The 25682-nt window shown below is 34.1% G+C and carries 21 protein-coding genes; 12 read left to right on the forward strand and 9 right to left on the reverse strand.

Annotated features, from left to right (window positions below; genetic code table 11):
* The first annotated feature begins 120 nt into the window (after positions 1–120).
* On the forward strand, positions 121–1476 hold the full coding sequence (locus K6T82_RS17020; protein ID WP_223708082.1) for a UDP-N-acetylmuramate--L-alanine ligase: 1356 nt from the start codon (positions 121–123) through the stop codon (positions 1474–1476).
* Positions 1477–1667: 191 nt separating this feature from the next.
* Here K6T82_RS17020 and K6T82_RS17025 read toward each other — a convergent pair whose 3' ends face one another.
* Positions 1668–2297, reverse strand: coding sequence for a DUF1287 domain-containing protein (locus K6T82_RS17025; protein WP_223708084.1), 630 nt, complete (start codon positions 2295–2297; stop codon positions 1668–1670).
* Positions 2298–2403: 106 nt separating this feature from the next.
* On the opposite strand from K6T82_RS17025, the gene radC reads away from it, so the two are divergent.
* Genes radC through K6T82_RS17040 form a run of 3 tightly spaced genes read left to right on the forward strand, consistent with a single transcriptional unit; the run spans position 2404 to position 4556 of the window.
* Positions 2404–3093 (forward strand): RadC family protein, encoded by a 690-nt coding sequence (radC, locus tag K6T82_RS17030; RefSeq protein WP_223708086.1) that lies wholly within the window; start codon positions 2404–2406, stop codon positions 3091–3093.
* 3 nt (positions 3094–3096) lie between these two features.
* Entirely contained in the window at positions 3097–3783 is a 687-nt protein-coding gene (locus K6T82_RS17035) for a YjjG family noncanonical pyrimidine nucleotidase (RefSeq protein WP_223708089.1), read from the forward strand.
* 2 nt (positions 3784–3785) lie between these two features.
* A complete protein-coding gene (locus K6T82_RS17040) occupies positions 3786–4556 on the forward strand; it encodes a hypothetical protein (protein WP_223709153.1) in 771 nt (256 codons plus the stop codon).
* Between the two features lie 15 nt (positions 4557–4571).
* On the opposite strand, the gene K6T82_RS17045 is transcribed toward K6T82_RS17040, so the two are convergent.
* Complete coding sequence (locus K6T82_RS17045) at positions 4572–5849, reverse strand: replication-associated recombination protein A (RefSeq protein WP_223708091.1); 1278 nt, start codon at positions 5847–5849, stop codon at positions 4572–4574.
* Between the two features lie 172 nt (positions 5850–6021).
* On the opposite strand from K6T82_RS17045, the gene K6T82_RS17050 reads away from it, so the two are divergent.
* Together K6T82_RS17050 and K6T82_RS17055 are read left to right on the forward strand one after the other, a co-directional pair.
* On the forward strand, positions 6022–6780 hold the full coding sequence (locus K6T82_RS17050; protein WP_223708093.1) for a rhomboid family intramembrane serine protease: 759 nt from the start codon (positions 6022–6024) through the stop codon (positions 6778–6780).
* A gap of 60 nt (positions 6781–6840) precedes the next feature.
* Positions 6841–7350 (forward strand): hypothetical protein, encoded by a 510-nt coding sequence (locus K6T82_RS17055; RefSeq protein ID WP_223708095.1) that lies wholly within the window; start codon positions 6841–6843, stop codon positions 7348–7350.
* A gap of 2 nt (positions 7351–7352) precedes the next feature.
* On the opposite strand, the gene K6T82_RS17060 is transcribed toward K6T82_RS17055, so the two are convergent.
* From K6T82_RS17060 to K6T82_RS17090, 7 genes are all read right to left on the reverse strand, one after another.
* On the reverse strand, positions 7353–8156 hold the full coding sequence (locus K6T82_RS17060) for a DUF2490 domain-containing protein (protein WP_223708097.1): 804 nt from the start codon (positions 8154–8156) through the stop codon (positions 7353–7355).
* A 49-nt stretch (positions 8157–8205) separates the two neighbouring features.
* A complete protein-coding gene (gene rlmB, locus K6T82_RS17065) occupies positions 8206–8940 on the reverse strand; it encodes a 23S rRNA (guanosine(2251)-2'-O)-methyltransferase RlmB (protein WP_223708100.1) in 735 nt (244 codons plus the stop codon).
* Positions 8941–9029: 89 nt separating this feature from the next.
* Complete coding sequence (locus tag K6T82_RS17070; RefSeq protein ID WP_223708110.1) at positions 9030–10475, reverse strand: RagB/SusD family nutrient uptake outer membrane protein; 1446 nt, start codon at positions 10473–10475, stop codon at positions 9030–9032.
* A 4-nt stretch (positions 10476–10479) separates the two neighbouring features.
* Complete coding sequence (locus K6T82_RS17075) at positions 10480–13668, reverse strand: SusC/RagA family TonB-linked outer membrane protein (protein ID WP_223708125.1); 3189 nt, start codon at positions 13666–13668, stop codon at positions 10480–10482.
* Between the two features lie 248 nt (positions 13669–13916).
* Positions 13917–15434 (reverse strand): SusD/RagB family nutrient-binding outer membrane lipoprotein, encoded by a 1518-nt coding sequence (locus K6T82_RS17080; protein ID WP_223708127.1) that lies wholly within the window; start codon positions 15432–15434, stop codon positions 13917–13919.
* Positions 15435–15439: 5 nt separating this feature from the next.
* On the reverse strand, positions 15440–18694 hold the full coding sequence (locus K6T82_RS17085) for a SusC/RagA family TonB-linked outer membrane protein (protein ID WP_223708138.1): 3255 nt from the start codon (positions 18692–18694) through the stop codon (positions 15440–15442).
* A gap of 85 nt (positions 18695–18779) precedes the next feature.
* Positions 18780–20408, reverse strand: coding sequence for a BamA/TamA family outer membrane protein (locus K6T82_RS17090; RefSeq protein WP_223708140.1), 1629 nt, complete (start codon positions 20406–20408; stop codon positions 18780–18782).
* Between the two features lie 248 nt (positions 20409–20656).
* Between K6T82_RS17090 and rpsL the strand changes: the two genes are divergently transcribed.
* The 6 genes from rpsL to rplD all read left to right on the forward strand — a co-directional run bounded on the left by rpsL (position 20657) and on the right by rplD (position 25677).
* Positions 20657–21040, forward strand: coding sequence for a 30S ribosomal protein S12 (gene rpsL / locus K6T82_RS17095; RefSeq protein ID WP_007136570.1), 384 nt, complete (start codon positions 20657–20659; stop codon positions 21038–21040).
* Between the two features lie 24 nt (positions 21041–21064).
* Entirely contained in the window at positions 21065–21541 is a 477-nt protein-coding gene (rpsG, locus tag K6T82_RS17100) for a 30S ribosomal protein S7 (protein WP_026727879.1), read from the forward strand.
* 11 nt (positions 21542–21552) lie between these two features.
* Entirely contained in the window at positions 21553–23709 is a 2157-nt protein-coding gene (fusA, locus tag K6T82_RS17105) for an elongation factor G (protein ID WP_223708151.1), read from the forward strand.
* Between the two features lie 10 nt (positions 23710–23719).
* On the forward strand, positions 23720–24025 hold the full coding sequence (rpsJ, locus tag K6T82_RS17110) for a 30S ribosomal protein S10 (RefSeq protein WP_007803605.1): 306 nt from the start codon (positions 23720–23722) through the stop codon (positions 24023–24025).
* Positions 24026–24430: 405 nt separating this feature from the next.
* On the forward strand, positions 24431–25048 hold the full coding sequence (gene rplC, locus K6T82_RS17115; protein ID WP_144217592.1) for a 50S ribosomal protein L3: 618 nt from the start codon (positions 24431–24433) through the stop codon (positions 25046–25048).
* On the forward strand, positions 25048–25677 hold the full coding sequence (gene rplD / locus K6T82_RS17120) for a 50S ribosomal protein L4 (RefSeq protein WP_144217595.1): 630 nt from the start codon (positions 25048–25050) through the stop codon (positions 25675–25677). The genes rplC and rplD overlap by 1 nt, the downstream gene beginning before the upstream one ends.
* Positions 25678–25682 lie beyond the last annotated feature (5 nt).

Here is a 25682-nt window from a genome sequence, read left to right on the forward strand (position 1 = left end):
TCTCTAAAACCAAATGTGACATATTATATTTCCTTATTTTTGAAGAATAATTACGAAGTTTGATTAGTTATTTGCCATGTCGATTAACCGATTAAACAGTTTAACGATTAAACATTTTAAATGAAAACACATTTCATCGCCATCGGCGGAAGCGCAATGCACAATCTGGCATTAGCATTACATAATAAAGGATATCAAGTTACAGGAAGTGATGATGCTATTTTTGAACCTTCAAAATCAAGATTAGAAAAGAAAGGAATTCTTCCTGCTGAAATGGGTTGGTTTCCAGAAAAAATTACTTCAGACATCGATGCTATTATTTTAGGAATGCACGCAAAAGCAGATAATCCTGAATTATTGAAAGCGCAGGAATTGGGTTTGAAAATTTATTCGTATCCTGAATTTCTATACGAACAATCTAAAAACAAAACCCGTGTTGTAATTGGTGGTTCGCACGGAAAAACAACAATTACTTCGATGATTCTTCATGTAATGCATTACCACAATATTGCCGTTGATTATATGGTAGGAGCACAATTGGAAGGATTCGATACAATGGTGCATTTAACTGAAGAAAATGATTTTATGGTTTTGGAGGGAGATGAATATCTATCTTCGCCAATCGACAGACGTCCTAAATTTCATTTATATCAACCAAACATCGCTTTGATTTCTGGAATTGCATGGGATCATATTAATGTTTTTCCAACATATGAAAACTATGTGGAGCAGTTTGAGATTTTTATTCAAAAAATTACAAATGGCGGGATTTTAGTTTACAACGAAAATGATCCAGAAGTAAAACGTGTTGCAGAAGCAGCTACAAACCCAATTAGAAAAATTGCATATTCAACTCCAGAATATTCTGTGAGTGATGGTGTAACTTTACTAAAAACTCCGGAAGGCGATATGCCAATTGAAGTTTTTGGAGCACACAATTTAAACAATTTGGCTGGAGCAAAATGGATCTGCCAAAATATGGGTGTTGACGAAGCTGATTTCTACGAAGCAATTGCAAGTTTTAAAGGTGCTTCTAAACGTCTGGAAAAAATTGCAGAAGGAAAAGGGAAAGTTGCCTACAAAGATTTTGCGCATTCGCCAAGTAAAGTGGCTGCAACGACAAAAGCCGTAAAAGAACAATATCCAAACAGAACTTTAGTGGCTTGTTTAGAATTGCATACCTACAGCAGTTTAAATGCTGAGTTCTTAAAAGAATACGAAGGTGCTTTAGAATATGCCGATGTTGCTGTTGTTTTTTATTCGCCAGACGCAGTAAAAATAAAACAGTTGGAAGAAGTAACGTATGACCAAATCGCAAAAGCATTCAATAGAGAAGATTTAATTATTTATACTAATCCTACTGAGTTCAAAGAATATTTATTCAACTTGAATTTAGATAATTCTGCACTTTTATTAATGAGTTCAGGAAACTACGGAGGTTTGAATTTTGATGATGTAAAAGGATTGATTGAGTAATTTGTCAATTAGAAAATTAGATAATGTGCCAATTGTTTTGCAGTTGGCACTTTTTTTTGGAAGTGGTTAGATTAGATAATTAGATAATTAGATAATTAGATAATGTGTCAATTATTTTACAGTTGACGTTTTTTTTGAATTATCTCATTCTCTAATTTTCTAATTGTCCCATTTTCTCATTGCCACATTTTCTAATTAGCTTTTTCGTATTTAAAATGCCCAACAATTTTATATTCAAATAAACAATCTTCCAAAACTTGTCCGCCACCCACATTGTGTACGATTAAATTACGTTTGCCATCTTTAGATTTTTTATTCGTTACAATTCCAATGTGCGGAAGTTTATCGTTAATCATCCACGTTACTAATTCTCCTGTTTTATAATCTGATGGATTTTGAGTGACAGGTAATTTTGTTCCTTTTCTTTCAAAAAAAACTTCGAGGTTAGGAACTCTTCTGTGATCAATGTTGGTATCGGTTTTTGTCATTCCCCATTTTTTTAAATTTGGGTAAAGTGCAAAATTTTCAATCATATCTTCATGAACTTCTTTCTGCAAATCAATATTTAAGATTCGGTAGGCGCGAATTACAACATCGGTACAAACGCCTTTGTTTTTAGGTACATCTCCATTTGGATAATCAATTTTAAAGTATGCTGGATCATAATCAATCGATGGATCGATTATAGAAATTGCAGCTTGTGATAATTTTTCAGGAAAGGTTGTTGGTTTAGTAGAATTGGAAGCCGTAAAATTTTTTAATTCTTTTTGTTGACATGAAATAAATAAAAGAAACAATATGATGATTTGCAATGGTTTCATTTTCAAAATATTTAAGTTTTAAATATAAGAATTTTTAAAATGCACTACACTATTTGAGAGAATTTTCCTGTTTTTGTATATATTCGCTTTCTAAATTTTTATGATTATGGAAGGAGGAAATTTTACTATAAAAAATTGGTCAGAAGATGATAAGCCTCGCGAAAAATTAATGCTTAAGGGAAAAGATGTTTTAAGTGATGCCGAATTATTAGCCATTTTAATTGGTTCCGGAAGTCGTAACGAATCTGCAGTTGCGTTAAGTCAACGCATTTTGGCTAGTGTTGGAGGGCTTAATTCCTTGGCAAAATTATCTATTGTGCAATTAATGAAATTTAAAGGAATTGGAGAGGCAAAAGCGGTTACAATTGTCGCTGCTCTTGAATTGTGTGCAAGACGAAGATCAGAAAGGGCAGAGGAAACAATAAAAATTACTTCTAGTAAAATGGTGTTTAATATAATGCAACCTTTAATTGGAGAATTATCTCATGAAGAATTTTGGGTGCTTTTTCTTAATAATTCCAATAATGTAATTTCGAAGTCTCAGTTAAGTAAAGGAGGAATTGCAGGTACAACTGTTGATATCAGATTAATTTTTAAATTGGCATTCGAGAAATGTGCTACTGGCTTGATTTTGTGCCATAATCATCCCTCTGGAGGTTTGATTCCAAGTGAAGCTGATAAACAAATTACGAAAAAGATTTATGAGGCTGGAAATAAGTTAGATGTTAAAGTTTTAGACCATTTGATTATTACTGAATCAAAATATTATAGTTTTGTAGATGAAGGAATTTTTTAATACATGAATACCACAATTACAGACGTCTTTTTTGACTTAGATCATACACTTTGGGATTTTGATAAGAATTCTGAAATGGCTTTTGATCGTATTTTTAAAAGTAAATACCAAGAAATTATTACCGAGGATTTTATAAAAGCATACATTCCGATTAATCAGGAGTGCTGGCGATTATATCAAAATGATAAAATTACGCATCAGGAATTACGTTATAATCGTTTGAAGCTTTCTTTTGATGCTTTAAAATATGTTATTTCAGAAGAAAATATTTTTGAAATTGCCAATGATTATATTGAATTCCTTACCGATAACAATCATTTGTTTGATGGTGCAATTGAAGTTTTAGAATATTTGAAGCCAAAGTACAAACTTCATATCATTACTAATGGATTTGCTAACGTGCAGGAAAAGAAAATCAACAATGCTGCATTAGGAAGTTACTTTACTACTATTACAAATTCTGAGTTAGCAGGCGTTAAAAAGCCAAATAGTATTATATTTGATTTTGCAATAAATTTAGCTGGCACATCTAAAGAAAACAGTATTATGATTGGCGATGATTTTGAAGCCGATATTACAGGTGCCTTAAATGCCGGATTGGATGCTATTTTCTTTAATGAAAAAAAATTAGATGTTTCTGGAGATTATAAACAAATTAACCATTTATTAGAACTAAAAAAATATTTATAATGATGAGAATTAAATTTTTACTTGCTGCTGTTTTATGTTCAGTTGTTGGATTCGCGCAGTCAATTAATGATTACAAAGCTGTAATTGTACCTTTGAAATACGATTTTATAAAAACAGATAATCAATATCGTTTAGCTACATTAAGCAAATCAAATTTGGTAAAAGCAGGTTTCGAAGCTTTTTATGCAAATGAACAACTTCCTGATGGTTATACAGATCGTTGTCAGGTTTTGTATATTGATGTTGTAAGAGATAATGCATTTTTGGTAACGAAGCTGTTTATACAATTCAAAGATTGTTTTGGTCAGGTAGTTTTTACATCTGAGGTGGGTAAAAGTAAAGAGAAAGATTATGAGGCAGCATATAAAGAATGTCTTGATAATGCTTTCAAGTCAGTTTATGCTTTGCACTACAAATATAGTGGTAATGCGCCTGTAGTAAACAGTAAAACTCCTGTTGCGGCAAAAGTATCGCCTGCGGCTGCGGCTGTAGTTACAAGTGCTCCCGTAACTCAAGTTGCTGCTGTTGCTACATCTCCAGACTTGAAAGATCCAAATTTATTGTATGCTCAGCCAACAGAATCTGGATATCAATTGATTGATAAAACGCCAAAAGTGGTTATGAAGCTTCTTAAAACTTCTCAGTCTAATGTTTACATTGCAATTAAAGACAATGTACAAGGTTCCTTAATTTTAAAAGAAGACGGGCAGTGGTATTTTGAATCTTACCAAAATGACAAATTAGTTTCAGAAAAGATTGTAGTTAAATTCTAAACATAAAAATACGGCTTAATAGCCGTATTTGTCTTTCCAGCGGTTCTTTAGAAATTCGCGGTTGCTGTTCTCTCTAGAATTGCTTCCGGGATTGTAAAGAACCGTTTCTTTTATGGCGTCTGGCAGGAATTCTTGTTCTGCAAAATTATTAGCATAATCATGCGAATATTTGTATTCGTCGCCATATCCTAGTTCTTTCATTAATTTGGTTGGCGCATTTCTTAAATGAATTGGAACTGGCAAATCTCCAGTTTGTTTAACCAATTGTTGAGCATTTCCAATTGCCATATACGAAGCATTACTTTTAGGAGATGTTGCGAGGTAAATAGCACACTGACTTAAAATAATACGACTTTCCGGATAACCAATTGTTGTAACAGCCTGAAAGGTGTTATTAGCCATAATAAAAGCTGTAGGGTTGGCATTGCCAATATCTTCACTGGATAGAATCAGCATTCTTCGGGCAATAAATTTTACATCTTCTCCTCCTTCAATCATTCTAGCAAGCCAATAAACAGCTCCATTTGGATCACTTCCACGAATTGATTTTATAAATGCGGAAACAATATCATAATGTTGCTCGCCAGTTTTGTCATACAAAACAGTGTTCTGTTGTACCAATTCTAAAACACGATCATTGGTAATAGTAATATCATCTCCCGCAGAGGCGTTAATGACAAGTTCAAATACATTTAAAAGCTTTCTTCCATCACCTCCAGAAATACGTAATAAGGCCTCCGTTTCTTTAAGATTGATCTTTTTTGTCAATAAATAAGAGTCAGTTTTCATTGCTCGCTCTAAAAGGGCTTCTAGATCAGCTTTTGTAAATGCATTTAAGATGTAAACTTGACAACGTGACAATAATGCAGGAATTACCTCGAAACTCGGATTTTCTGTCGTGGCTCCAACCAGAGTGATCCATCCTTTTTCAACAGCTGCCAACAACGAATCTTGCTGTGATTTACTAAATCTATGAATCTCATCAATAAAAAGGATTGGATTCTTTGCAGTAAACAAACCGCCACTTTGTTTGGCTTTTTCAATAACATCGCGAATATCTTTCACTCCGGAATTAATTGCACTCAAAATATAAAATGGTCTTTTTGATTCTTGTGCAATAATTTGTGCCAGGGTGGTTTTTCCTGTTCCTGGTGGTCCCCAAAAAATTAGAGACGGAATTATTCCTTTCGAAATCTGTTGTGTTAAAGAACCGTTTGGCCCAACCAAATGCTGTTGACTGATATAATCTTCTAATTTTTGCGGACGAATACGCTCTGCTAAAGGTGCTTCCATTCTACAAAATTACTGTTTTAAGATTTAAATTTCATTCAATCAAAAGTTAAAACCACTGCTGTTAAGTAGGATTGTTCTAATCTGAGACAATTTTCTGTTTTTCTATGACAAATTATCAGTAAAATATTTTTGGATAGTTTTTTGAGTTCTTTTAGAAGTTATTTTTACAAATATGAGCGATAATAATTTTAAGTTTTCAAATGCTGTTGTCGGACTGCCATTGTTTTTTGTCCTTTTTTTATGGATAATCTATTGGCTTCAGATTCGCTTTGATTTTGACTTTTATCAATACGGAATTTACCCAAGAGATTTTGTTGGGCTAAGAGGTATTCTGTTTAGTCCATTTATTCATGAAAATTTAGATCATTTATACAATAATAGTATTCCGCTTCTGATATTGTTAGCGGCAATGCAATTTTTTTATCCGAAGCAAACATTTGGAGTTATTGTCTATGGAATACTGTTTTCAGGATTGATTACATGGATTGTCGGTAGAGAAAATTTTCATATTGGAGCTAGCGGATTAATTTATGTTCTGGTAACTTTTATTTTTTTTAAAGGAATTCAAACCCGATATTATCGTTTAGTAGCTTTATCTCTAACTGTGATTTTACTTTATGGCGGAATGATCTGGTATGTTTTTCCAGACGTAGATCAGTCTATATCTTGGGAAGGACATTTAGGTGGATTTATTGGTGGTTTTGCTTTGACATTATTTTACAAAACACCAGAATATGCCAAACCGATTGTTTATGATTGGCAAAGGCCAGATTTTGATCCTGCTAGTGATCCCTTTATGAAACATTTTGATGAGAATGGTAATTTCGTTCCTGTTTCCTATGAAGATGATGAGATTATTATGGAATACTTTTCATCTAGTTATCCTGTAAATTATATTATTACTAAAACCGAACAAGACAATGAAGAGTAGAATGATAGCTTTAAAATAAAAACTGTAAATTTGTTTTATAACAAATTAATTTAGAGCATTATGAGGAAGATGAATTTTTTATTTTTGTTCTTGTTTTTAAGTTTTAGTCTAAAGGGAATTTCTCAGTGTGACATTAAAAATAGGGTGCAGGCGGATGGAAGTATGATGTATTTTTTTGAACCTACGGTTTTCTATACAACAAAATCAAAATCGCTGAAAATTAATATTGTTACAGACAAAGAACATTACTTTGTATCCTTACAGCCAACACCTTTTCCTGAGAAAAAAATTGGAAAAAAAATTAAAGATGATTTGATTATTCATTTGGCCGATAACAAAACATACACGTTAGCACATTACGATACACAATACAGACGTAATGACTCGATTATGCAGGTCCTTTACCTAATAGATGATAAAGATATTGAGGCATTTGCTAAATATGAAGCCGTGACAGCGGAGATTAATATGAAAGGCACGGAATTTATAAGAAGCTATAATTTTAAACTACATAAAAATGCAATTGTAGAGCAGTTAAATTGCTTTTTGAAAAAGGAAGAAAATGAATAGCTTTATTCTTCTTCTTTAATTTCTGGCTGATGCTTAGCAGCTATTTTTTTCTGAAGATTTCTTACTAGGTTATTAAAGGTAAGTGTTATTGAAGCTGCATTGGTGATCTGATTTCCATTATTTCTGGGAAGATACTCGTTGCAATACGTAAGCTCAACTTGGATATCATCTGTAAATAAATAGCCAGCTCCAATGTTGAATCGGTTTCTGTCAAAGAAACTTTCTCCTGTAACTTTTGCTCCAGTTTTTAGATAAACTTCATCTGAGGCAACACCGTAAACTACTCCTTCTCTTAATATCTTGCTATTAAAAGGTTGTATGTATTTGACTTGCTGACGGTATCTAAAAACATTTTCATAGTCGTCATCCTGGTTTCTCATATGACGAAGTTCTGCACGCATTCTTGTACTTAAGGTGTAGCCAGTTTTATGAAAATAATAAATTGACTGAAGTGAAAAACGTATTTCTGGAGATTCAAATTGTCCGATTTCTGGAACATCTCTATTGTTATAATAGGCAATGAAAGCTGAAAATTTCCATCGTGGAGAAAAGTAGTAATGTCCCCATCCTCTTATGGATCTTTGAATGGTGTTTTCGAATAAATTTGGAGATGATTCTGTGCTGCTGTGAGTGGCGGCAAAATCTATTTCAGTTGCCCACTTTTTGCTTAAAGTTTGATTAAACTGAATTTCATTCCAGAATTGATTGTATGAAGTTTTTTGTCCGTAGCTGTTTGTAATAAATAAAATCACAAACAGACATCGGACTATAGTAATTGTAAATTTTGGATTAGATTTTGAAAGCATTAATTAAAGGGTTTAATTATTCATTCACATCTTAAATCTCAATTTGGTTTTAAGTTCTCTGACGAACGGTTTCGTATAAAAATGCACCGCAAGCAACAGATACATTTAAAGAGCCTATGGAGCCAAACATGGGTAATTTTGCTTTTTCATCGACTATTTTCAAGACAGAAGGATTTATCCCTCTATCTTCTGATCCCATAATAATAGCTACCGGATCAACTAATGAAATGTCGTAGATGTTTTGATCTGTTTTCTCGGTAGCTGCAACTGTTTTGATTCCTGATCCTTGTAAATAAAAGATAGCATCTTTTATATGCTCTACTTTACAGATAGGAACATTGAAAACAGCTCCGGCAGAAGTTTTAACAGTATCTCCATTTACGGGAGCTGAACCTGCCTTCTGAACAATAATACCATTTACACCAGTACATTCTGCAGTTCTGATAATGGCACCAAAATTTCTAGCGTCTGAGATCTGGTCTAAGATTAAAAATAATGGTTTCTTACCCGATTCGATAGTTGATTCAACTAAATGTTCTAAATCAATAAATCCAATAGGAGAGATGGTTGCTACTGCACCTTGATGGTTATTTGGAGTAAGACGGTTTAATTTTTCTACAGGTACATAAGAGAAATTGATGTTGGCACGTTTCATTACCTTCATTAAGTCCTTCATTAACTCACCCGAAATCTCTTTCTGAATGAAGACCTTGTCTACTTCTTTTCCTGCCTGAATTGCTTCTATAATGGCTCTGATGCCAAATATTTGATGTTCTTTTTCCATGGGACAAATATAGGTAATATGTTTCTATAAAAAAACCGCTCTGAGTGAACAGAGCGGTTTTGATATAAGCATTATAATCTAAAATTAGATTATAGTGGACTTTGTACAATTAATGGGTTAGCATCAATCTCAGCTTGTGGAACCTGGAAGATGAAGTTAGGAGATGAAGCAGGGTAGTTGTATTTTCCAAATGCAACGTGGTTAGAACCTGCGTAGTCTCTTGTAAGACCTACACCTAAACGTTTCATGTCAAACCAAGCGTAACCTTCTCCCCATAATTCAATTCTTTTTTGAAGAACGATCTCGTTGATTAAAGCAGCTCCAGAATTAGTAGATAATGTGTAAGCTGGGTCTCTAGTTACAGTGATATCATACAATACTTGTTTTGCAGCTCCTTCATTTCCTGATCTTGCTAAAGCTTCAGCTTCGATATAGTATAAAGAAGCAGATCTTACGTAGATATAATCTCCAGAATCAACTGTTGGATCTCTAAATTTCGTATTAGCATATGCTGGTAATGCAGGGTAAAGTGGGTTTCCAGCTACTGGTACGAATGCTTTTTTTCTATAGTCCGTTGCAGGAATACTGTTGTATAATCTTACGTCGATATTTTTGAAGATTTGTAGACCTCCAGCATATCCTGAATCATTTGTATTGTCAAAATGACCAAAGAAACTTGCTACGAATGTACTTTGAGCAGATGTAATTGTTGCTCCCCACATTGTTTCACCGCCTGTAGTGATGTCATAGAATCCAGTATTCCAGTCAGTTTCATTAAGTAAAGTGTAACCTTGTCTAGCTTCATGTGCTAAAGTAGCAGCTAATGCGTATTTACCTTCTTCTAAGTAAACATCAGCTAAAAATGCTTGCGCTACAGATTGATCTAATCCGTCTTTGTTTGCACGTGTAAAACCTTCAAGTAATTCTACAGCTTCTTTTAAATCGCTTTCAATTACAGTATAAACTTCTGCAACTGTAGCTCTTGGTTTTGCTTCTAATGATACCTCAGTATATAATGGTACACATAGTTTTGCTTCGTTTCCTACATAAGTTGGTCCGTACATACGAGCTAACATAAAATAGAAATATCCTCTTAAAGCTAAAGCTTGTCCTCTTAATGCTTTTAAGTTAGCATCATCAGTGTCAGCTGGAATAGCAGTGATAACTGTGTTAGTAGTTTTAATTTGAGGATAGTACATACTCCAAGCTAATTTTGATCTTGAGTTGGTTTGTGTTCTTCCTAAATAGTTATAGAAAGATCCATACCAGCTAGATTTTGTCATTAACATATCGTTAGACATCATATCTGTAGCAACAAGAATAGACTTGTGACCATAATCTTCGTGGCTACCTGGTATAGACAGACCATAAGATCTTAGAGCTGAATAGATCCCTGCAATGATAGCTTTGTTAGCTTCAGCAGATGTTCCAAGTTGTTCGTCATTGATTGTTGATTCAGGTTTTGTGTCAAGAAAATCTTTTTCACATCCTGTAAGTACCAACAAGGACATTGTTATTAATAATAATTTTTTCATGTTCTTAGAAATTTACTGTTAAACCAAATGAGATCGTTCTCATTACTCCATACACATTTAAAGATTGACCGTTGTTTGATCTAGTACCTAAGTTGTTCAATCTTGGGTCCATACCTTTTCTTTCTGACCATAATGCTAAGTTAGTTCCCATTACACTAAATTTAGTAGATGAAATACCTAGATCTGTAAGTTTACTGTTTTTGAAATCATAAGATAAAGAAACATCTTGAATACTGATGTAATCTGATTTTGTTAAGAAATAATCAGAAGCAGCCATTTGTAATGTTGAAACGTGATCAATTCTAGGAATATCTGAATTTGGGTTGTCTACTGTCCAAGCTTTTTGTGTGTCTTTGTGGTAGTTTTGTCCGATGTTGTCTCCTCCAGAGTACATTGCACTTGCATAAACTCCATCATACATATATCCACCAAATTGATAAGCTAAGCTAGCTTGTAATGTTAAGTTTTTGTATCTAACTACAGTTCCAAAACCTCCGTAAACATCTGGGTTAGCATCTTTGTCGCTTAAATACTGAGTAGCATTACCATAAACGTTAGTAGTAGTTCTACCAGTTACAGCTCCAGAAGCATCTTTTTGATCCATGTACCATAATGCATCTCCATTTGTTTTGTCAACACCAGCAAATTGTCTTAAGTAGTAAGCATATGCAGGAGCTCCAACTTCAAAACGGAAGATACCAGATGTAAATGGACTTGGTAAAGAAGTTACTTCGTTTTTGTAATGTGTACCATTTGCCCAAATGTTGAAATCTACATCTTGAGTTTTAATGATGTCAATACCTAAGTTAATCTCAACTCCTCTGTTAACCATGTCTCCAATGTTTTCACTGATGAAGTTAACTCCTGAAGCAGGTGGAAGAGGTTTGTTGTAAATTAAGTCACTTACTTTTCTTTCAAAATATTCAGCTTCAATGTTTACTCTGTTGAATAATTCAATTTCGAATCCAACGTTCATGTTTTTTGAAACCTCCCATTTGATGTCTTTGTTTCCAGTAAATACTTGAAGAACTGTTGCGTTTCCTTCAGCATCAGGAACAATTTCGTACTGATTTTGGTAAGCATAGTAGTTTCTAGCTGAACCAAAATAGCTACGGTGGCTAATTGATGTACTTGCAGGATAGAAGATGTTATCGTTTCCTTGCTCTCCATAACTTCCTTTAATTCTTAAATCTGTAATAACTTTAGATTGAGGGAAGAAAGATTCTTTTGCTACAGACCATGCAGCTCCAAATCCGTAGAAGTTACCCCATCTGTTATCTGGGTGGAATACAGAAGATCCATCTCTTCTGAAACTTGCATTAACAAAATATTTGTCTTTATAGCTGTAGTTTGCTCTTGAGAAGTATCCTTCAACATTGTATAAGTCGTTGTAACCATCTACATAGTTGTATTTAGTTGCATTACTTAGAACTGGTAAACCAGGAATAACAACTCCACTTTTTTGTCCAGCTAACATTTTTGATGTAAAATCAGATGATTCGTGACCAACAAGGATATCTAAAGTATGATTACCCATTGTTTTTTTCCAAGACAATAATTGTTGGTTTGTGATTGTGTAGTCATCTTGAGATGCAGTACCAATTCTACCATTTACTCCCATGTCATCACCACCTTCTCCAGTAGTACTGTTTAAGTAGTATCCAGACATTAAATCGTAACCAAGGTTATATCTGAAGTTGAAATCTTTTAAGAAATCAATAGAAACATATCCTCTAGCTCCAAATTTATTTTCTTGGTTTAAGTTTGTGTTTAATAATGTAGTTGCATATGGATTTAAGTTTGCTCCATAAGGACGATTTCCACTTTTGTTAAAATCGTAAACTTTGCTTCCATCAGCATTTGTTACATAGCTACCATCAGCATTTCTCTCATAAATTGTATAGATAGGAGCAATGTTTCTTGCCCAGCTAAATAAGTTACTGTATGTTGAAGAAGATACTTGAGAGATAGGTGCATTTTGATCTGAGTTAGCGTAGTTTAAGTTAGCTCCAACTTTAATTTTGCTGTTAACGCTATAATCTACATTTGCTCTAACCGTTGCACGTTTAAAATCTGAATTTACTGTATAACCGTTGTCTTTTAAATAACCAACAGATAAGTAAGAACTTAAGTTGTCTGTACTGCTTGATAAGCTTAAGAAGTGCTCTGTTCTTGTAGCATCTCTAAATAAAGCGTCAGCCCAATCATCATGATATAATAATTTTGCGTTTGGATTTAGTTTTCCAGTTGCAGGGTTTATTACTTGGTTGTCTGCTACATTATAGTTGTTGTATCCTAAAGAATAAGAATCTCCACTTATTAAAGTATTAGCAGCAATTGTAGATGCGTTAGCAGCTGTTGCTCCACCAAAGATTAAACCACTTTTGATTCTACCGTAAACTGTTTCGTAGTATTCTCCCGGATCTTTAATCATATCGTATTCAGGAACCGCTCTTGAGTTAACCCCGATTTTTGTTTCGTAAGTAACTCTTAATTGTCCTTTTTTACCTTTTTTAGTAGTAACAATGATAACACCGTTTGCTCCACGGCTACCATATAATGCATTAGAAGATGCATCTTTCAAGAAACTGATAGATTCAATATCTTGAGTAGCAATAGCATTGATATCTCCATTGTAAGGAATACCATCTACAACATATAAAGGAGCGTTAGAAGATGATAATGATCCAATACCTCTAAATCTTACTTGAGGAGGATCTCCAGGTTGTCCTGAGTTTGCACTAATCTGTACACCGGCAACTTTACCAGTTAAAGATTGAATTGCATTCGACGCTTGAGCAGTTTCAAGAGCTTTAGCATCAATTTTTGTAACTGCTCCAGTAATCTCAGATTTTTTCTGAGTACCAAATGCAACTACTACAACTCCTTCAAGCTCTAATGCGTCTCCAACTAGTTTCGTGTTAACTGTTGTAGAAGAAGCAGGCTCTTCTTTTGCTTTCATTCCAATGTAAGTAAAGACCAAAGTTTGATTTGGAGCAGCTTTAATAGAGTACTTTCCATCAAAGTCTGTTTGAGTCCCTGTTTTTGTTCCTTTTACTAATACACTAACACCTGGTATTGGCATTCCTGTATTATCAGAAACAATTCCCGAAACAACTCTTTCTTGAGCAAATGTAATTTGCGTCATTAGTACTAATAACAGTACTATAAAAGCATTGAATTTTAGTTTCATTTTTAATTATTTTGAATTAGTACGGCAAAAATCTTAATTAATTGTTAATATTCCTAACAGAAAAGTATTTTTTTTACCTTCTCAATATGTTAATTTAACATTTACCCCAAGTTTTGCTATAATAATCACAATTCTGTAATTAGAATTTGGTTATTTTATTATTAATATTAATAACAATTGTTAAATGAAAAAAAACCGCCGGTTTTGCCGGCGGTTTTTAAGGGATTATTTTAATTTTTCAAGATGTTTTAATGGTTAACATCCCAAAATACTGGAACAGTTAATTTGTCTCCTCCTATGTTGTCTGAAGCGGTTGTCCAGTTAGCTCCATTAACAGTTTGTTCAGCTGCTGGGTAAGTCCATCTTATTGGCACTTTTCCTTCAGCGATTTGAACAGAACTTGGATGTGAAGTTAATTTAGGGAAATCTAATCTTCTAAATGCAGTCCAAGATTGGAAACTTCTGTTGTACAAAGCAATCCATTCTTGATATCCGATTTTTTCTTGCCATGAATTTGTACCTGTACCAGCTGTTCCTGTAATTGGAGTCGTAGCTGCTGTTGCGTAAGCAACTTTAGGGTTGGCTAAGTAAGCTTGAGTGTCTGCTGCTGAAACTCCCCAAAACTCGCAAGATAATGTGATTGCATTATTGTAGTAGTATTCTACTGTATTACCAACGTTAAAATTTCTTGCTGCAGCTTCTGCTAAATAAAAGTTTACTTCAAAAGCTTCTAACAATACTCCTGCTGCATCTGGTTTTTTAATAACATCTCCAACATGAGAATAAGTTGTTTCATAAGGAAGTGAGTTACGACCTCCAGGTACTCCTCCAACATAAGTTCCGTCTGCCATCGGTGTGAAGAAAATTGGTCTTCTTGGGTCAGACAAATCATTCATTTGGTTTACTAATGTAGTTGCAGGAACGTTGTCATTTCTTTGGCTAGCTACAAGATTGTCAAAAACAGGGTTGTAGTTTGGTGCAAAAGAGGCATATTTCAATAATGCATTGTTTGCGTTGTGCAAAAGAACTCCGTTGGCATAAGCTGATTCGATAGTTGTTTTTGCTAAAGCTGCATTTTTTTCTGCAATATTTATTCCTAATTTTAATTTTACTGAGTTAGCAAAAATTTTCCAGTTTGCTACATCACCTTTGTAAATTAAATCACCTGTATCAAAACTTTTTCCTGTAACATCAAGTTGAGCGATTGCAGCATCTATACGAGCAATTAATAATGGATAGATTGCCTCGTCATCATCATATTTAGGTAAAATGATTTTTGGGTTTTGTAATGATTCTGAGTAAGGAACGTCTCCAAAAGTATCAACCAAGATTTGGTAGGTGTATACTCTTAAAATCTCAAGAATTGCAACTTTGTTCTTTTGTTGTTTTTGCCAATCAGCATCTGCAACATCGACTGGTTTAACTTGTGCTTCAAGTACCTCTTGAGAAGTTTTTAGATTCCCTAAAACATCCTGGTATAATTTTGTCCAGTGTGTGTCAGGAATAGTTCTCGTTGTTAAGTTATATCTTGATTCGGCAGTATATAAAGTTGCTGCCCAATATTGAACATAGTAACGTAATGGGTTGTTGTTAACACTTGGAGTAGTCAACTGATCTGTTAATTCTTTTTGTGCATTCGATAATAATGATTCTGCCGAAACTTCGTAAGACTTTTTGATGTCATCATTAAAATTTTCATTGTCACTAACACAACTCGATAGAGTTAAAAATGCCAGTGTTGCTATTGATAAAAATATCTTTTTCATTTTGTTTAGAAGTTAAGTTTTACATTAAACGAGTATACTTTTGTAGCTGGCATAACTCCTGATTGGAATCCTTGAATGTTTCCTGCAGATGATCCTGCTTCAGGATCTGCATAAGGAAGGTTTTTGTGGATGATCCAAAGGTTGTTTCCAATTACGCTAAATGACATACCTTTAATGTTCATTTTGTCTAAGATTCTAGATGGAACAGTATACGTTAATCCTAGTTCTCTTAGTTTTACAAAAGATCCGTCGTAAACGTAAGCTTTTGTTGGGTTGGTGTCAGAGCTGAATGCAGTACCTCCAGATGTAGATGCGTCAATTCTTGTTGTATTTGGTGTTCCGTCTTCGTGAACCCCAGGTAGAATTATACCACCAACTTTAAATTGAGTAGGGTCTAGTGGGTTTCCATCAGCATCAAATGCTGGATTTCTAACAGAATTTCCTAAATCGTTTATTCCTAAATCGTAAATACCTGTTTCTCTACCATAAGCTTGGTCAAGAGAGAAAATGTCTCCACCTTTTTTCACGTCAATTAAGAAATTGAAAGAAACATTTTTGTAAGTTAATCTATTTGATACACCACCGATCCATTTAGCTTGTGTGTTTCCAATAACTTTATTTGAAGCTAATACATAGTATCCGTCTTCGTCAATTACTCTGTTTCCGTTTGCATCATAAGTGTAGTCTTTACCTCTTAAAGTTCCATAAGATTCTCCTACAGTTGCGTTAAGAGAAGCACCTCCTTGGAAAGTAGCTAGTAATAAGTTGTCTCTACCTTGGTTTAATGAAACTACAGTGTTTTTATTTGTAGACCAGTTTACTCCAAGATCCCAAGAGAAGTTTTCAGTTTTGATTACTTTTCCTGATAAAGCAAGTTCGATACCTTTGTTTTCGATTTCTCCTGCATTAACTGTTGCGTAGTTTACACCAGTTGAAGTAGATTGTGGTACATTGAAAATTTGATTTTCAGTATTTGTTTTGTATAAAGATAAATCAAAGTTTAATCTGTTTCTAAACATTGCCATCTCCAAACCAGCTTCCCAAGCTTTTTGAACTTCAGGTTTTAAGTTTGCGAAATCTAAGTAAGTGTTACTGTTTCCAAATAATGGATTTCCGTCTAAACCGTAGTTGTTAACTTTTGCTCCTAATCTTCCTGCAGCAGGGTCGTTACCAACTTGCGCGTAGTTGATTCTTACTTTTCCTAAGTTTAACCAATCAGCTTTTGCTAATTCAGAGAAAATTAAACTTGAACCGATAGAGTAGTAGCTATAGTTGTTGTTTTCTTGTGGTAAAGCAGTACTTTTATCTAATCTGTATGAACCTTCAACAAATAAAGTCTTTTTGTAGTCTAAAGATAATTGTCCGTATAAACCTGATTTCTGATAAGTAACTTGAGATTCTTTTGCAGGTAAGAATACGTTAGAGTTGTCTAGACTGTATAGTCCTTCTTTTGCTAAACCTCCAGTTGTAGAAGCTTGGATAGAATATGCGTCAGATCTTAAGAAAGTATATCCTGCTAAAGCTTTTGCTCCAATATTGTCAGATAAATTGAAGTTGTAAGTAGCGATGAAATCATAAGTTTGTTGCATGAAGTCTCTTTTGTATAGAGAGTATCCTGAGCTGTCGTTGGCTCCACTAATACCAAAAGTTTCAGCGTGGCTTCCTACTGCTTTTCTTAATTCTTGTTGATCGTTTGAGTAATCAATTGTTGCACGACCTAAAACTGTAAAGTCTTTATTGATGTCGTAAGATAAACTAGTACCAGCCAAGAATCTTGTTCTAGAATCTTGTTCGTAGTTTTGGTATCTGTCGAAGTAAGGGTTGTTCCAGAATGCAGGGGCAAGGTTTCCGTTAGTTGGATCAGTCATGTTCCAAGTAATGTTTTGGTGCGTTCTGTTGTATTCTTGCTCCAGCTCTTTAATGTCTACGTTTGTAGCCCACCATTGTCTGAAGCCTCCAATGAAGTTATCTCCGTATCCAGTGTTATTTCTACCAGTTGTATTTTGATTGGTAAATGTAAAGAACGCTGTTGAAGTTAATTTGTCAGACAAGTCTCTTGAGAAGTTACCATTTAAACTGTTTTTGTTTAATAAACTGTTTGGTAAAACTCCAGTGTTGTTGCTGTTTGTAAAGCCTAAATTATAAGCTCCTTTTTCGTCTCCACCACTTAAGTTAACATTGTTAGTGAAAGTAGTTGATTTTTGGAAGAAATCTACCGGAGTGTGTTTAGCAGCTACCCAAGGAGTCGCTTTTCCGTAGTTTGGATTTCCTAATACGAATGCATTCCAATTATAAACCATAATGTTTGGGTCGAAAGCATTACCGTAAGAAGCATCGTCTCCAGTTGATGCAACTAATCCGTTAGGATTTCCAAATACTGGTGCAGTATAACTACTGTCTTCACCTCCGTAACCTTCTCCATATTGAGTTTGGTAAGTCGGCATAGTAGATTTGTCTATTGCACCAACAGAAACAGTTGAGCTAACGCTTACTCCTAAAGCACTATTCTTTTTTCCTTTTTTAGTAGTAATCATAATTGCTCCGTTTGAAGCTTGGCTACCGTACAATGCTGTCGCTGCAGCTCCCTTAAGAACGTTGATTGATTCAATGTTATTTGGGTCAATATCTGAAGCAGCATTACCAAAGTCAAATCCTTGTCTTCCGTTTTGTGAGTCAGTATCATTTAAGTTTGCATTACTAACAGCAACACCATCAATAACGATCAAAGCCTGATTGTTTCCAGTGATACTTTTTACACCTCTAAGTACGATGTTGGTAGAACCTCCAAAGTTAGAGTTTGCTTTAATTTCCAAACCAGCAACTTTTCCAGATAAGTTGTTAAGGAAATTGTTTGTTGGAGTACTGTTTACTTGTTCAGCAGTCACTAATTGAGAAGAATAACCTAAAGATTTTTTCTCTCTTTTAACCCCTAAGGCTGTTGTTACAACAACTCCCTCAAGTTCTTGTGCGTCTCCTGCTAATTTAATGTTAATAACAGATGAGCTTGCAGCTACCTCTTGAGTTTTCATCCCGATGTAGCTAAATACCAAAACTTGGCTTGTTGTTGCTTTGATAGAAAACTTTCCATCAAAATCTGTCTGAGTTCCCGATTTTGTTCCTTTAACCAATACACTCACGCCAGGTAGAGGCATTCCTGCATTGTCAGAAACTGTTCCCGAGACAGCTCTTTCTTGCGCAAATGTAAGCTGCGCCACTAGTACTAATAAAAGTACTAGAATTCCATTGAACTTTAGTTTCATTTTTAAATATTTTGAATTAGTTCGGTAAAACTCTTAATAATTTGTTAACTATCCTAACGTTCACTTAAACTTTTTTCAATTTAGATTAAAATTTAACATTATAACATATGTTTACTATAGTGTTATATAATTGTAAATCGGCCGTATTTTCTGCCCCATTTGTAAGATTTATTTTTAATATTCCGTTTGCTGTGTAAACGGTAGTACCAAATCCAATTCCTATTAATTTTTTTATTTGATTTGGATTTGAAGAGCTTGTTAAATCTTGGTAAAGCGCATAATCAAGAATCGAATTGATGTAAAGATTTTTTGAAAGTAAGTAGCGATATTCTGTAAGAATCATCGATGTGAAGTTTGCTTGAAGACTATTCTCTAAAAAGCCCCGAATTGAATTTATTCCGCCGAAGCGAAATAATTCGTTCGAAATATAGTTTTTACTTTTTAAGAAAAAATTTTGTGAATTTATGTTAATGAAATTTTTGGGATTGAGTTCAAAATTATATTTCAAATTTATATTTGCGAAGAACTGACTGCTTTTTCCAGCTGATTCAGGATTATTATTCGTTGTTCGGTTTCCAAAACCAATCGAACTGGCGATGTATGCTTTGTTTCCAAAAATCGTGTTTTCGAAATCACTTTTCTGATAATCATAAGTTGTAGTTAGATATGAATTGTTGAAGTCACTTAAAATCGAATTGTTTATGTTTTGAATATCGCTTGATTCTGTTGATTGGTATCCTAAATAGAGTTTGGAATTGTAATTTAAATAATACCCAAGATTAATTTCTGTTTTGGTGTTTTGAAATGTGCTGTCTTGTTTGAAGATGTTTAGTTGCGCTTTTATTCCTATAGGAGATTGAAAAAGGTATGGGATTTCGATTTTAGTGTTGAATGTTTTTTGTTGATTACCATCACTTTTCCAATAAAGAGAGAATTTTTCACCGGCGCGTAAAGTATTTACAAGTAAAATGTCTAAATACCCATTTAGATTTAGTTTCTTGTTTTCATCATTTGAAAATCCGATGTAGCCGTCAAATGTATTGGCTTTCCTTTTTTCTATATAAGTGAAAACTTTAGTGGAGTCGGTTGTAAATAATATTTCGGGATATTTTGTCTGCGAAACAAATTCAAAACTATTGATGTCGTTAAATAGACTTTTTATAATTTCCTGATTGAAAGTTTTGTCAATATATTTTTTGTTTAGTTGCTTTAATGCTCCCTTCGGGAAAAAATCTTTTGATTCACTGTGGTTAAGAATAATTGAATTTAGGTTTCTTTTTTTTTCGGAATCCAAAATTAAATCTGCATAAATTATTGAGTTTCTTCTTTTAATATTTTTTAATCTTATTTTAGAAAATGCAAAACCGTCCTTTTCTTTGTTTTGAATTTCTTGATTTAAAAAAGTTTCTAACTCTGAATAGGGGATTTTAATGCTGTCATTTGTGTTTTTTTTCGAATCAAAAAATATACTATTTGTACCTATATATATATGTATAGTTTTTATTTTGCTTTTTAAGTCAAAAATAGAGGTGAAGGTACTGTCGTTTATTTGATTGTTTTGCAGTGTAATAATATCGATGTAGCCTTGTTTGGTTAAGGTGTTTGATACTGAAGTGACTTCATTATAAAGTGATTTTAAGTTTTTGTGTACCTTATTGTAATGAATCGAATCAATAGTTTGATTTTGCTTTTCATTTGTTCCCTTAATGGTCAAGTAGAAAGATTGACCGAAAGATTTCGAGCCAAAAAGAAAAATTAGTGCGTATATTAATTGTTTCAGTTGCAATTGGTTTGTTTATTAAATGTTAAGCAAATATCATATGTTTCTTTGTGAAATCATAGATATAAATAATGTTATTGAAAATTAATGGTTTAACGTTTGTATACTGAAAAATATTTTATACATTTGCAACCCCGTAAAAAGCGGGAATTTAATAAACATAATAATTTTTAGTATTAATTATGCCAACAATTCAACAATTAGTAAGAACAGGAAGAACTCAGATCACTAAGAAGAGTAAATCGGTTGCTTTAGATTCTTGTCCTCAAAGAAGAGGGGTTTGTACGCGTGTTTACACTACTACACCAAAAAAACCAAACTCTGCAATGCGTAAAGTTGCGCGTGTACGTTTGACAAATGGTAATGAGGTGAATGCTTACATCCCAGGAGAAGGACACAATCTACAAGAGCACTCGATAGTATTAGTGCGAGGTGGAAGGGTAAAAGATTTACCAGGTGTTAGATATCACATCGTTCGTGGAGCGCTTGATACATCAGGTGTTGCAGGAAGAACGCAAAGAAGATCTAAGTACGGTGCTAAACGCCCAAAAGAAGCAAAAAAGTAATTTAAAAACTTTTAAGAAAAAGACATGAGAAAAAGAGCGGCAAAGAAAAGACCACTTTTACCGGATCCAAGGTTTAACGACCAATTAGTAACACGTTTTGTGAACAACTTAATGTGGGATGGTAAGAAATCTACAGCTTTTAAAGTATTTTATGATGCTATTGATATCATTGAAACTAAAAAGCAAAATGATGAGAAAACTTCATTAGAGATCTGGAAAGATGCTTTAACAAACGTTATGCCTCACGTAGAAGTACGTAGCCGTAGAGTTGGTGGAGCTACATTCCAAATCCCAATGCAAATTCGTCCAGACAGAAAAATTTCTATGGCAATGAAGTGGTTAATACTTTATTCAAGAAGAAGAAATGAAAAATCTATGGCACAGCGTTTAGCTTCTGAGTGTTTAGCAGCTGCTAAAGAAGAAGGTGCTGCAGTTAAGAAAAGAATGGATACTCACAAAATGGCAGAAGCTAATAAAGCATTCTCTCACTTTAGATTTTAATTCGTAAAGAAATGGCTAGAGATTTAAAATATACAAGAAATATCGGAATCGCTGCTCACATTGATGCTGGTAAAACAACAACAACTGAGCGTATTCTTTTTTATACTGGAAAGTCACACAAAATTGGTGAGGTGCACGATGGTGCTGCAACAATGGACTGGATGGCTCAAGAGCAAGAAAGAGGTATTACAATTACTTCTGCTGCTACAACTTGTACTTGGAACTTTCCAACTGTACAAGGTAAAGTTATTCCAGAATCATTACCATACCACTTTAATATTATTGATACTCCTGGACACGTTGACTTTACTGTAGAGGTAAACCGTTCTTTACGTGTACTTGATGGTTTGGTTTTCTTATTTAGTGCTGTTGATGGTGTTGAGCCACAATCAGAAACTAACTGGAGACTTGCTGATCAATATAGAGTTCCTCGTATGGGATTCGTAAACAAAATGGACCGTCAAGGTGCTAACTTTTTAGCTGTATGCGGACAGGTTAAAGATATGTTGAAATCGAATGCGGTTGCAATTACTTTGCCTATTGGTGATGAGGCAGATTTCAAAGGTATTGTTGACTTAGTTAAAAATCAAGCTATCGTATGGCATGATGAAACTCAAGGAGCGACTTTTGACGTTGTAGATATTCCAGCTGATATGGTTGATGATGTTAAGCATTACCGTTCTATTCTTATCGAAGAGATTGCAACTTATGATGAAAATCTTTTGGATAAATACATGGAAGACGAAAACTCTATTACAGAGGAAGAAATCAATAATGCTTTAAGAGCTGCTACTATTGATATGGCAATCATTCCTATGCTTGCTGGTTCTTCTTTCAAAAATAAAGGAGTTCAGTTCATGTTAGATGCGGTTTGTAAATATTTGCCATCTCCATTAGATAAAGAAGGTATCGAAGGAATTCACCCTGATGATGCTGAATTGTTAGAAGAAGATCAAAAGAAAATTTTACGTAGACCAGATGTAAAAGAGCCGTTTGCTGCTTTAGCATTTAAAATTGCTACTGACCCATTCGTAGGTCGTTTAGCTTTCTTCCGTGCTTACTCTGGACGTTTAGATGCTGGTTCTTATGTTTTAAATACTCGTTCTGGTAACAAAGAGAGAATCTCTCGTATTTACCAAATGCACGCTAACAAACAAAATCCAATCGAATTTATTGAGGCTGGAGATATTGGAGCTGCTGTAGGATTTAAAGATATCAAAACTGGAGATACTCTGTCTGATGAAAAGAATCCAATTATTTTGGAGTCTATGAAATTCCCAGAGCCAGTAATCGGTATCGCTATTGAGCCTAAAACTAAAGCTGACGTTGATAAAATGGGTATGGCTTTGGCTAAATTAGCTGAAGAGGATCCAACGTTTACTGTAAGAACTGATGAGGCTTCTGGTCAAACTATTATCTCTGGTATGGGTGAGCTTCACTTGGATATCTTAGTTGATCGTATGAAACGTGAGTTTAAAGTAGAGGTTAATCAAGGTGAGCCACAAGTAGAGTACAAAGAGGCGTTTACTAGATCTGCTCAGCATAGAGAAACTTACAAAAAACAATCTGGAGGTCGTGGTAAATTCGGTGATATCGTATTTAGAATCGAGCCTGCTGATGAAGTTGATGGTAAAGTTCCTGTAGGATTACAGTTTGTTAATGAGGTAAAAGGTGGTAACGTTCCTAAAGAATATATCCCTGCTGTTGAAAAAGGTTTCCGTGAGGCTATGAAAACAGGTCCATTAGCTGGATATGCTGTTGATAGTTTGAAAGTAACTTTATTAGACGGATCTTTCCACCCTGTGGATTCTGATGCTCTTTCTTTTGAATTAGCTGCTAGAATGGGTTATAAAGAGTCTGGACGTGCTGCTGGAGCTGTTATTCTTGAGCCAATCATGAAAATCGAAGTTATTACTCCTGAAGAAAACATGGGTGATATCGTAGGTGACTTGAACCGTCGTAGAGGTCAGGTTAATGACATGGGTGATAGAAATGGTGCTAAGACTATCAAAGCTGATGTGCCTTTATCAGAAATGTTTGGTTATGTAACTACATTAAGAACATTATCTTCTGGTAGGGCTACTTCAACAATGGAGTTCTCTCACTATGCAGAAACACCTTCTAATATTTCAGAAGAGGTAATCAAAAAAGCAAAAGGTAACGCTTAATTTTAAGAAAATGAGTCAAAAAATCAGAATAAAACTAAAATCTTACGATCACATGTTGGTAGATAAATCTGCTGAAAAGATCGTAAAAACAGTAAAAACTACTGGAGCAGTTGTAACAGGTCCAATTCCGTTGCCAACTCACAAAAAACTTTTCACTGTATTGCGTTCTCCGCACGTTAACAAAAAAGCGAGAGAGCAATTTGAAGTAATGTCATACAAGAGATTGATTGATATTTATTCATCTTCATCTAAAACTATTGATGCTTTAATGAAACTTGAATTGCCAAGTGGTGTTGAAGTAGAGATAAAAGTATAATTTTTTTATATTTTTTTATATAAAAAGCGAGTCAGAAATGTCTCGCTTTTTTTTGTTTTAAAAATACTTTTCGTTGCGTGTTTTTGCAGTGTTTTTAAGTTTGGAATTTTTGCATGAAATTTTTTAAACCCCTTTGTTTTAAAGTGATGCGGAGTTTTTTTGTTGCGATTTTATTAATTAATTGTTAAGTGTTGTTTGTTTGTATTGATAAAATAGAAGGTTGAAATTTATGATAAAAAGGATTGTTTTTTGTCTTGGTTTGAGGCTTGGATTTTGATAATGAGCGATTTAATTTCTGTAACTGTTTGGTATATTCAATTTTAATAACTACTTTTGCACTCCCTGTTTGGAAATTTCTGTTATTTTCAAATTGAAGGGAATTTTAGTAATTAATAATTAATATTTATGTCTGGGTTAATTGGTAAGAAAATCGGCATGACTAGTATTTTCGATGAAAACGGGAAAAACATTCCTTGTACAGTAATCGAAGCTGGACCATGCGTTGTTACCCAAGTCAGAACCAACGAGGTTGACGGGTATGAAGCGTTGCAACTTGGTTTCGATGACAAAAACGAGAAACATTCTACTAAAGCTGCTTTAGGGCACTTTAAAAAAGCTGGAACTGTTGCTAAGAAAAAAGTCGTTGAATTCCAAGATTTCGCAACTGAACAAAAATTAGGAGATCTTATTGATGTTACTATTTTTGAAGAAGGAGAATTTGTAGATGTACAAGGTGTGTCTAAAGGTAAAGGTTTCCAAGGTGTTGTTAAACGTCACGGTTTTGGTGGGGTTGGACAAGCTACTCATGGTCAGCACAACCGTTTAAGAGCGCCAGGTTCTGTAGGAGCTTCTTCTTATCCATCTAGAGTATTCAAAGGAATGCGTATGGCTGGAAGAATGGGAGGAGAAAATGTAAAAGTTCAAAACCTTAGAGTTTTAAAAGTAGTTGCTGAAAAGAATCTACTTGTTGTTAAAGGATGTATTCCAGGGCACAAAAACTCTTACGTAATCATTCAGAAGTAATGGAAGTAAAAGTATTAGATTTCAACGGAAAAGATACTGGTAGAAAAGTTCAACTTTCTGATTCAGTATTCGCAATTGAACCAAACAATCACGCTGTATATCTTGATGTTAAGCAATATCTTGCTAATCAAAGACAAGGTACTCACAAGGCTAAAGAAAGAGCTGAAGTAACTGGAAGTACACGTAAGATTAAAAAACAAAAAGGAACTGGTACTGCTCGTGCAGGAAGTGTTAAGAATCCTTTGTTTAAAGGTGGAGGAACAGTTTTCGGGCCAAGACCAAGAAGTTATTCATTTAAATTGAATAAAAGCTTGAAAAGATTGGCTAGAAAATCAGCTTTCTCAATTAAAGCAAAAGAGTCTAACATTGTAGTTCTTGAAGACTTTAATTTTGAAGTGCCAAACACTAAAAATTTCATTAACGTTTTGAAAGCTTTAGGGTTAGAAAATAAAAAATCTCTATTCGTGTTGGGTGAGTCAAATAAAAATGTATATTTGTCGTCACGCAATTTGAAGGCTTCTAACGTCGTAACTAGCTCAGAATTAAGCACTTACGCAATATTAAACGCTAATAATTTAGTGCTTTTGGAAGGTTCTTTAGGGTTAATTGAAGAAAATTTAAGTAAATAATAGGA

Origin of the sequence: Flavobacterium potami (genome assembly GCF_020026915.1) — a bacterium.
Taxonomy (GTDB): Bacteria; Bacteroidota; Bacteroidia; order Flavobacteriales; family Flavobacteriaceae; genus Flavobacterium; species Flavobacterium potami.

What these genes read in the sequence shown, in the direction of transcription:
- K6T82_RS17020 (WP_223708082.1), top strand. Translation starts at nt 121, where the DNA reads ATGAAAACACATTTCATCGCCATCGGCGGAAGCGCAATGCACAATCTG.
- K6T82_RS17025 (WP_223708084.1), bottom strand. Translation starts at nt 2,297, where the DNA reads ATGAAACCATTGCAAATCATCATATTGTTTCTTTTATTTATTTCATGT.
- radC (WP_223708086.1), top strand. Translation starts at nt 2,404, where the DNA reads ATGGAAGGAGGAAATTTTACTATAAAAAATTGGTCAGAAGATGATAAG.
- K6T82_RS17035 (WP_223708089.1), top strand. Translation starts at nt 3,097, where the DNA reads ATGAATACCACAATTACAGACGTCTTTTTTGACTTAGATCATACACTT.
- K6T82_RS17040 (WP_223709153.1), top strand. Translation starts at nt 3,786, where the DNA reads ATGAGAATTAAATTTTTACTTGCTGCTGTTTTATGTTCAGTTGTTGGA.
- K6T82_RS17045 (WP_223708091.1), bottom strand. Translation starts at nt 5,849, where the DNA reads ATGGAAGCACCTTTAGCAGAGCGTATTCGTCCGCAAAAATTAGAAGAT.
- K6T82_RS17050 (WP_223708093.1), top strand. Translation starts at nt 6,022, where the DNA reads ATGAGCGATAATAATTTTAAGTTTTCAAATGCTGTTGTCGGACTGCCA.
- K6T82_RS17055 (WP_223708095.1), top strand. Translation starts at nt 6,841, where the DNA reads ATGAGGAAGATGAATTTTTTATTTTTGTTCTTGTTTTTAAGTTTTAGT.
- K6T82_RS17060 (WP_223708097.1), bottom strand. Translation starts at nt 8,156, where the DNA reads ATGCTTTCAAAATCTAATCCAAAATTTACAATTACTATAGTCCGATGT.
- rlmB (WP_223708100.1), bottom strand. Translation starts at nt 8,940, where the DNA reads ATGGAAAAAGAACATCAAATATTTGGCATCAGAGCCATTATAGAAGCA.
- K6T82_RS17070 (WP_223708110.1), bottom strand. Translation starts at nt 10,475, where the DNA reads ATGAAAAAATTATTATTAATAACAATGTCCTTGTTGGTACTTACAGGA.
- K6T82_RS17075 (WP_223708125.1), bottom strand. Translation starts at nt 13,668, where the DNA reads ATGAAACTAAAATTCAATGCTTTTATAGTACTGTTATTAGTACTAATG.
- K6T82_RS17080 (WP_223708127.1), bottom strand. Translation starts at nt 15,434, where the DNA reads ATGAAAAAGATATTTTTATCAATAGCAACACTGGCATTTTTAACTCTA.
- K6T82_RS17085 (WP_223708138.1), bottom strand. Translation starts at nt 18,694, where the DNA reads ATGAAACTAAAGTTCAATGGAATTCTAGTACTTTTATTAGTACTAGTG.
- rpsL (WP_007136570.1), top strand. Translation starts at nt 20,657, where the DNA reads ATGCCAACAATTCAACAATTAGTAAGAACAGGAAGAACTCAGATCACT.
- rpsG (WP_026727879.1), top strand. Translation starts at nt 21,065, where the DNA reads ATGAGAAAAAGAGCGGCAAAGAAAAGACCACTTTTACCGGATCCAAGG.
- fusA (WP_223708151.1), top strand. Translation starts at nt 21,553, where the DNA reads ATGGCTAGAGATTTAAAATATACAAGAAATATCGGAATCGCTGCTCAC.
- rpsJ (WP_007803605.1), top strand. Translation starts at nt 23,720, where the DNA reads ATGAGTCAAAAAATCAGAATAAAACTAAAATCTTACGATCACATGTTG.
- rplC (WP_144217592.1), top strand. Translation starts at nt 24,431, where the DNA reads ATGTCTGGGTTAATTGGTAAGAAAATCGGCATGACTAGTATTTTCGAT.
- rplD (WP_144217595.1), top strand. Translation starts at nt 25,048, where the DNA reads ATGGAAGTAAAAGTATTAGATTTCAACGGAAAAGATACTGGTAGAAAA.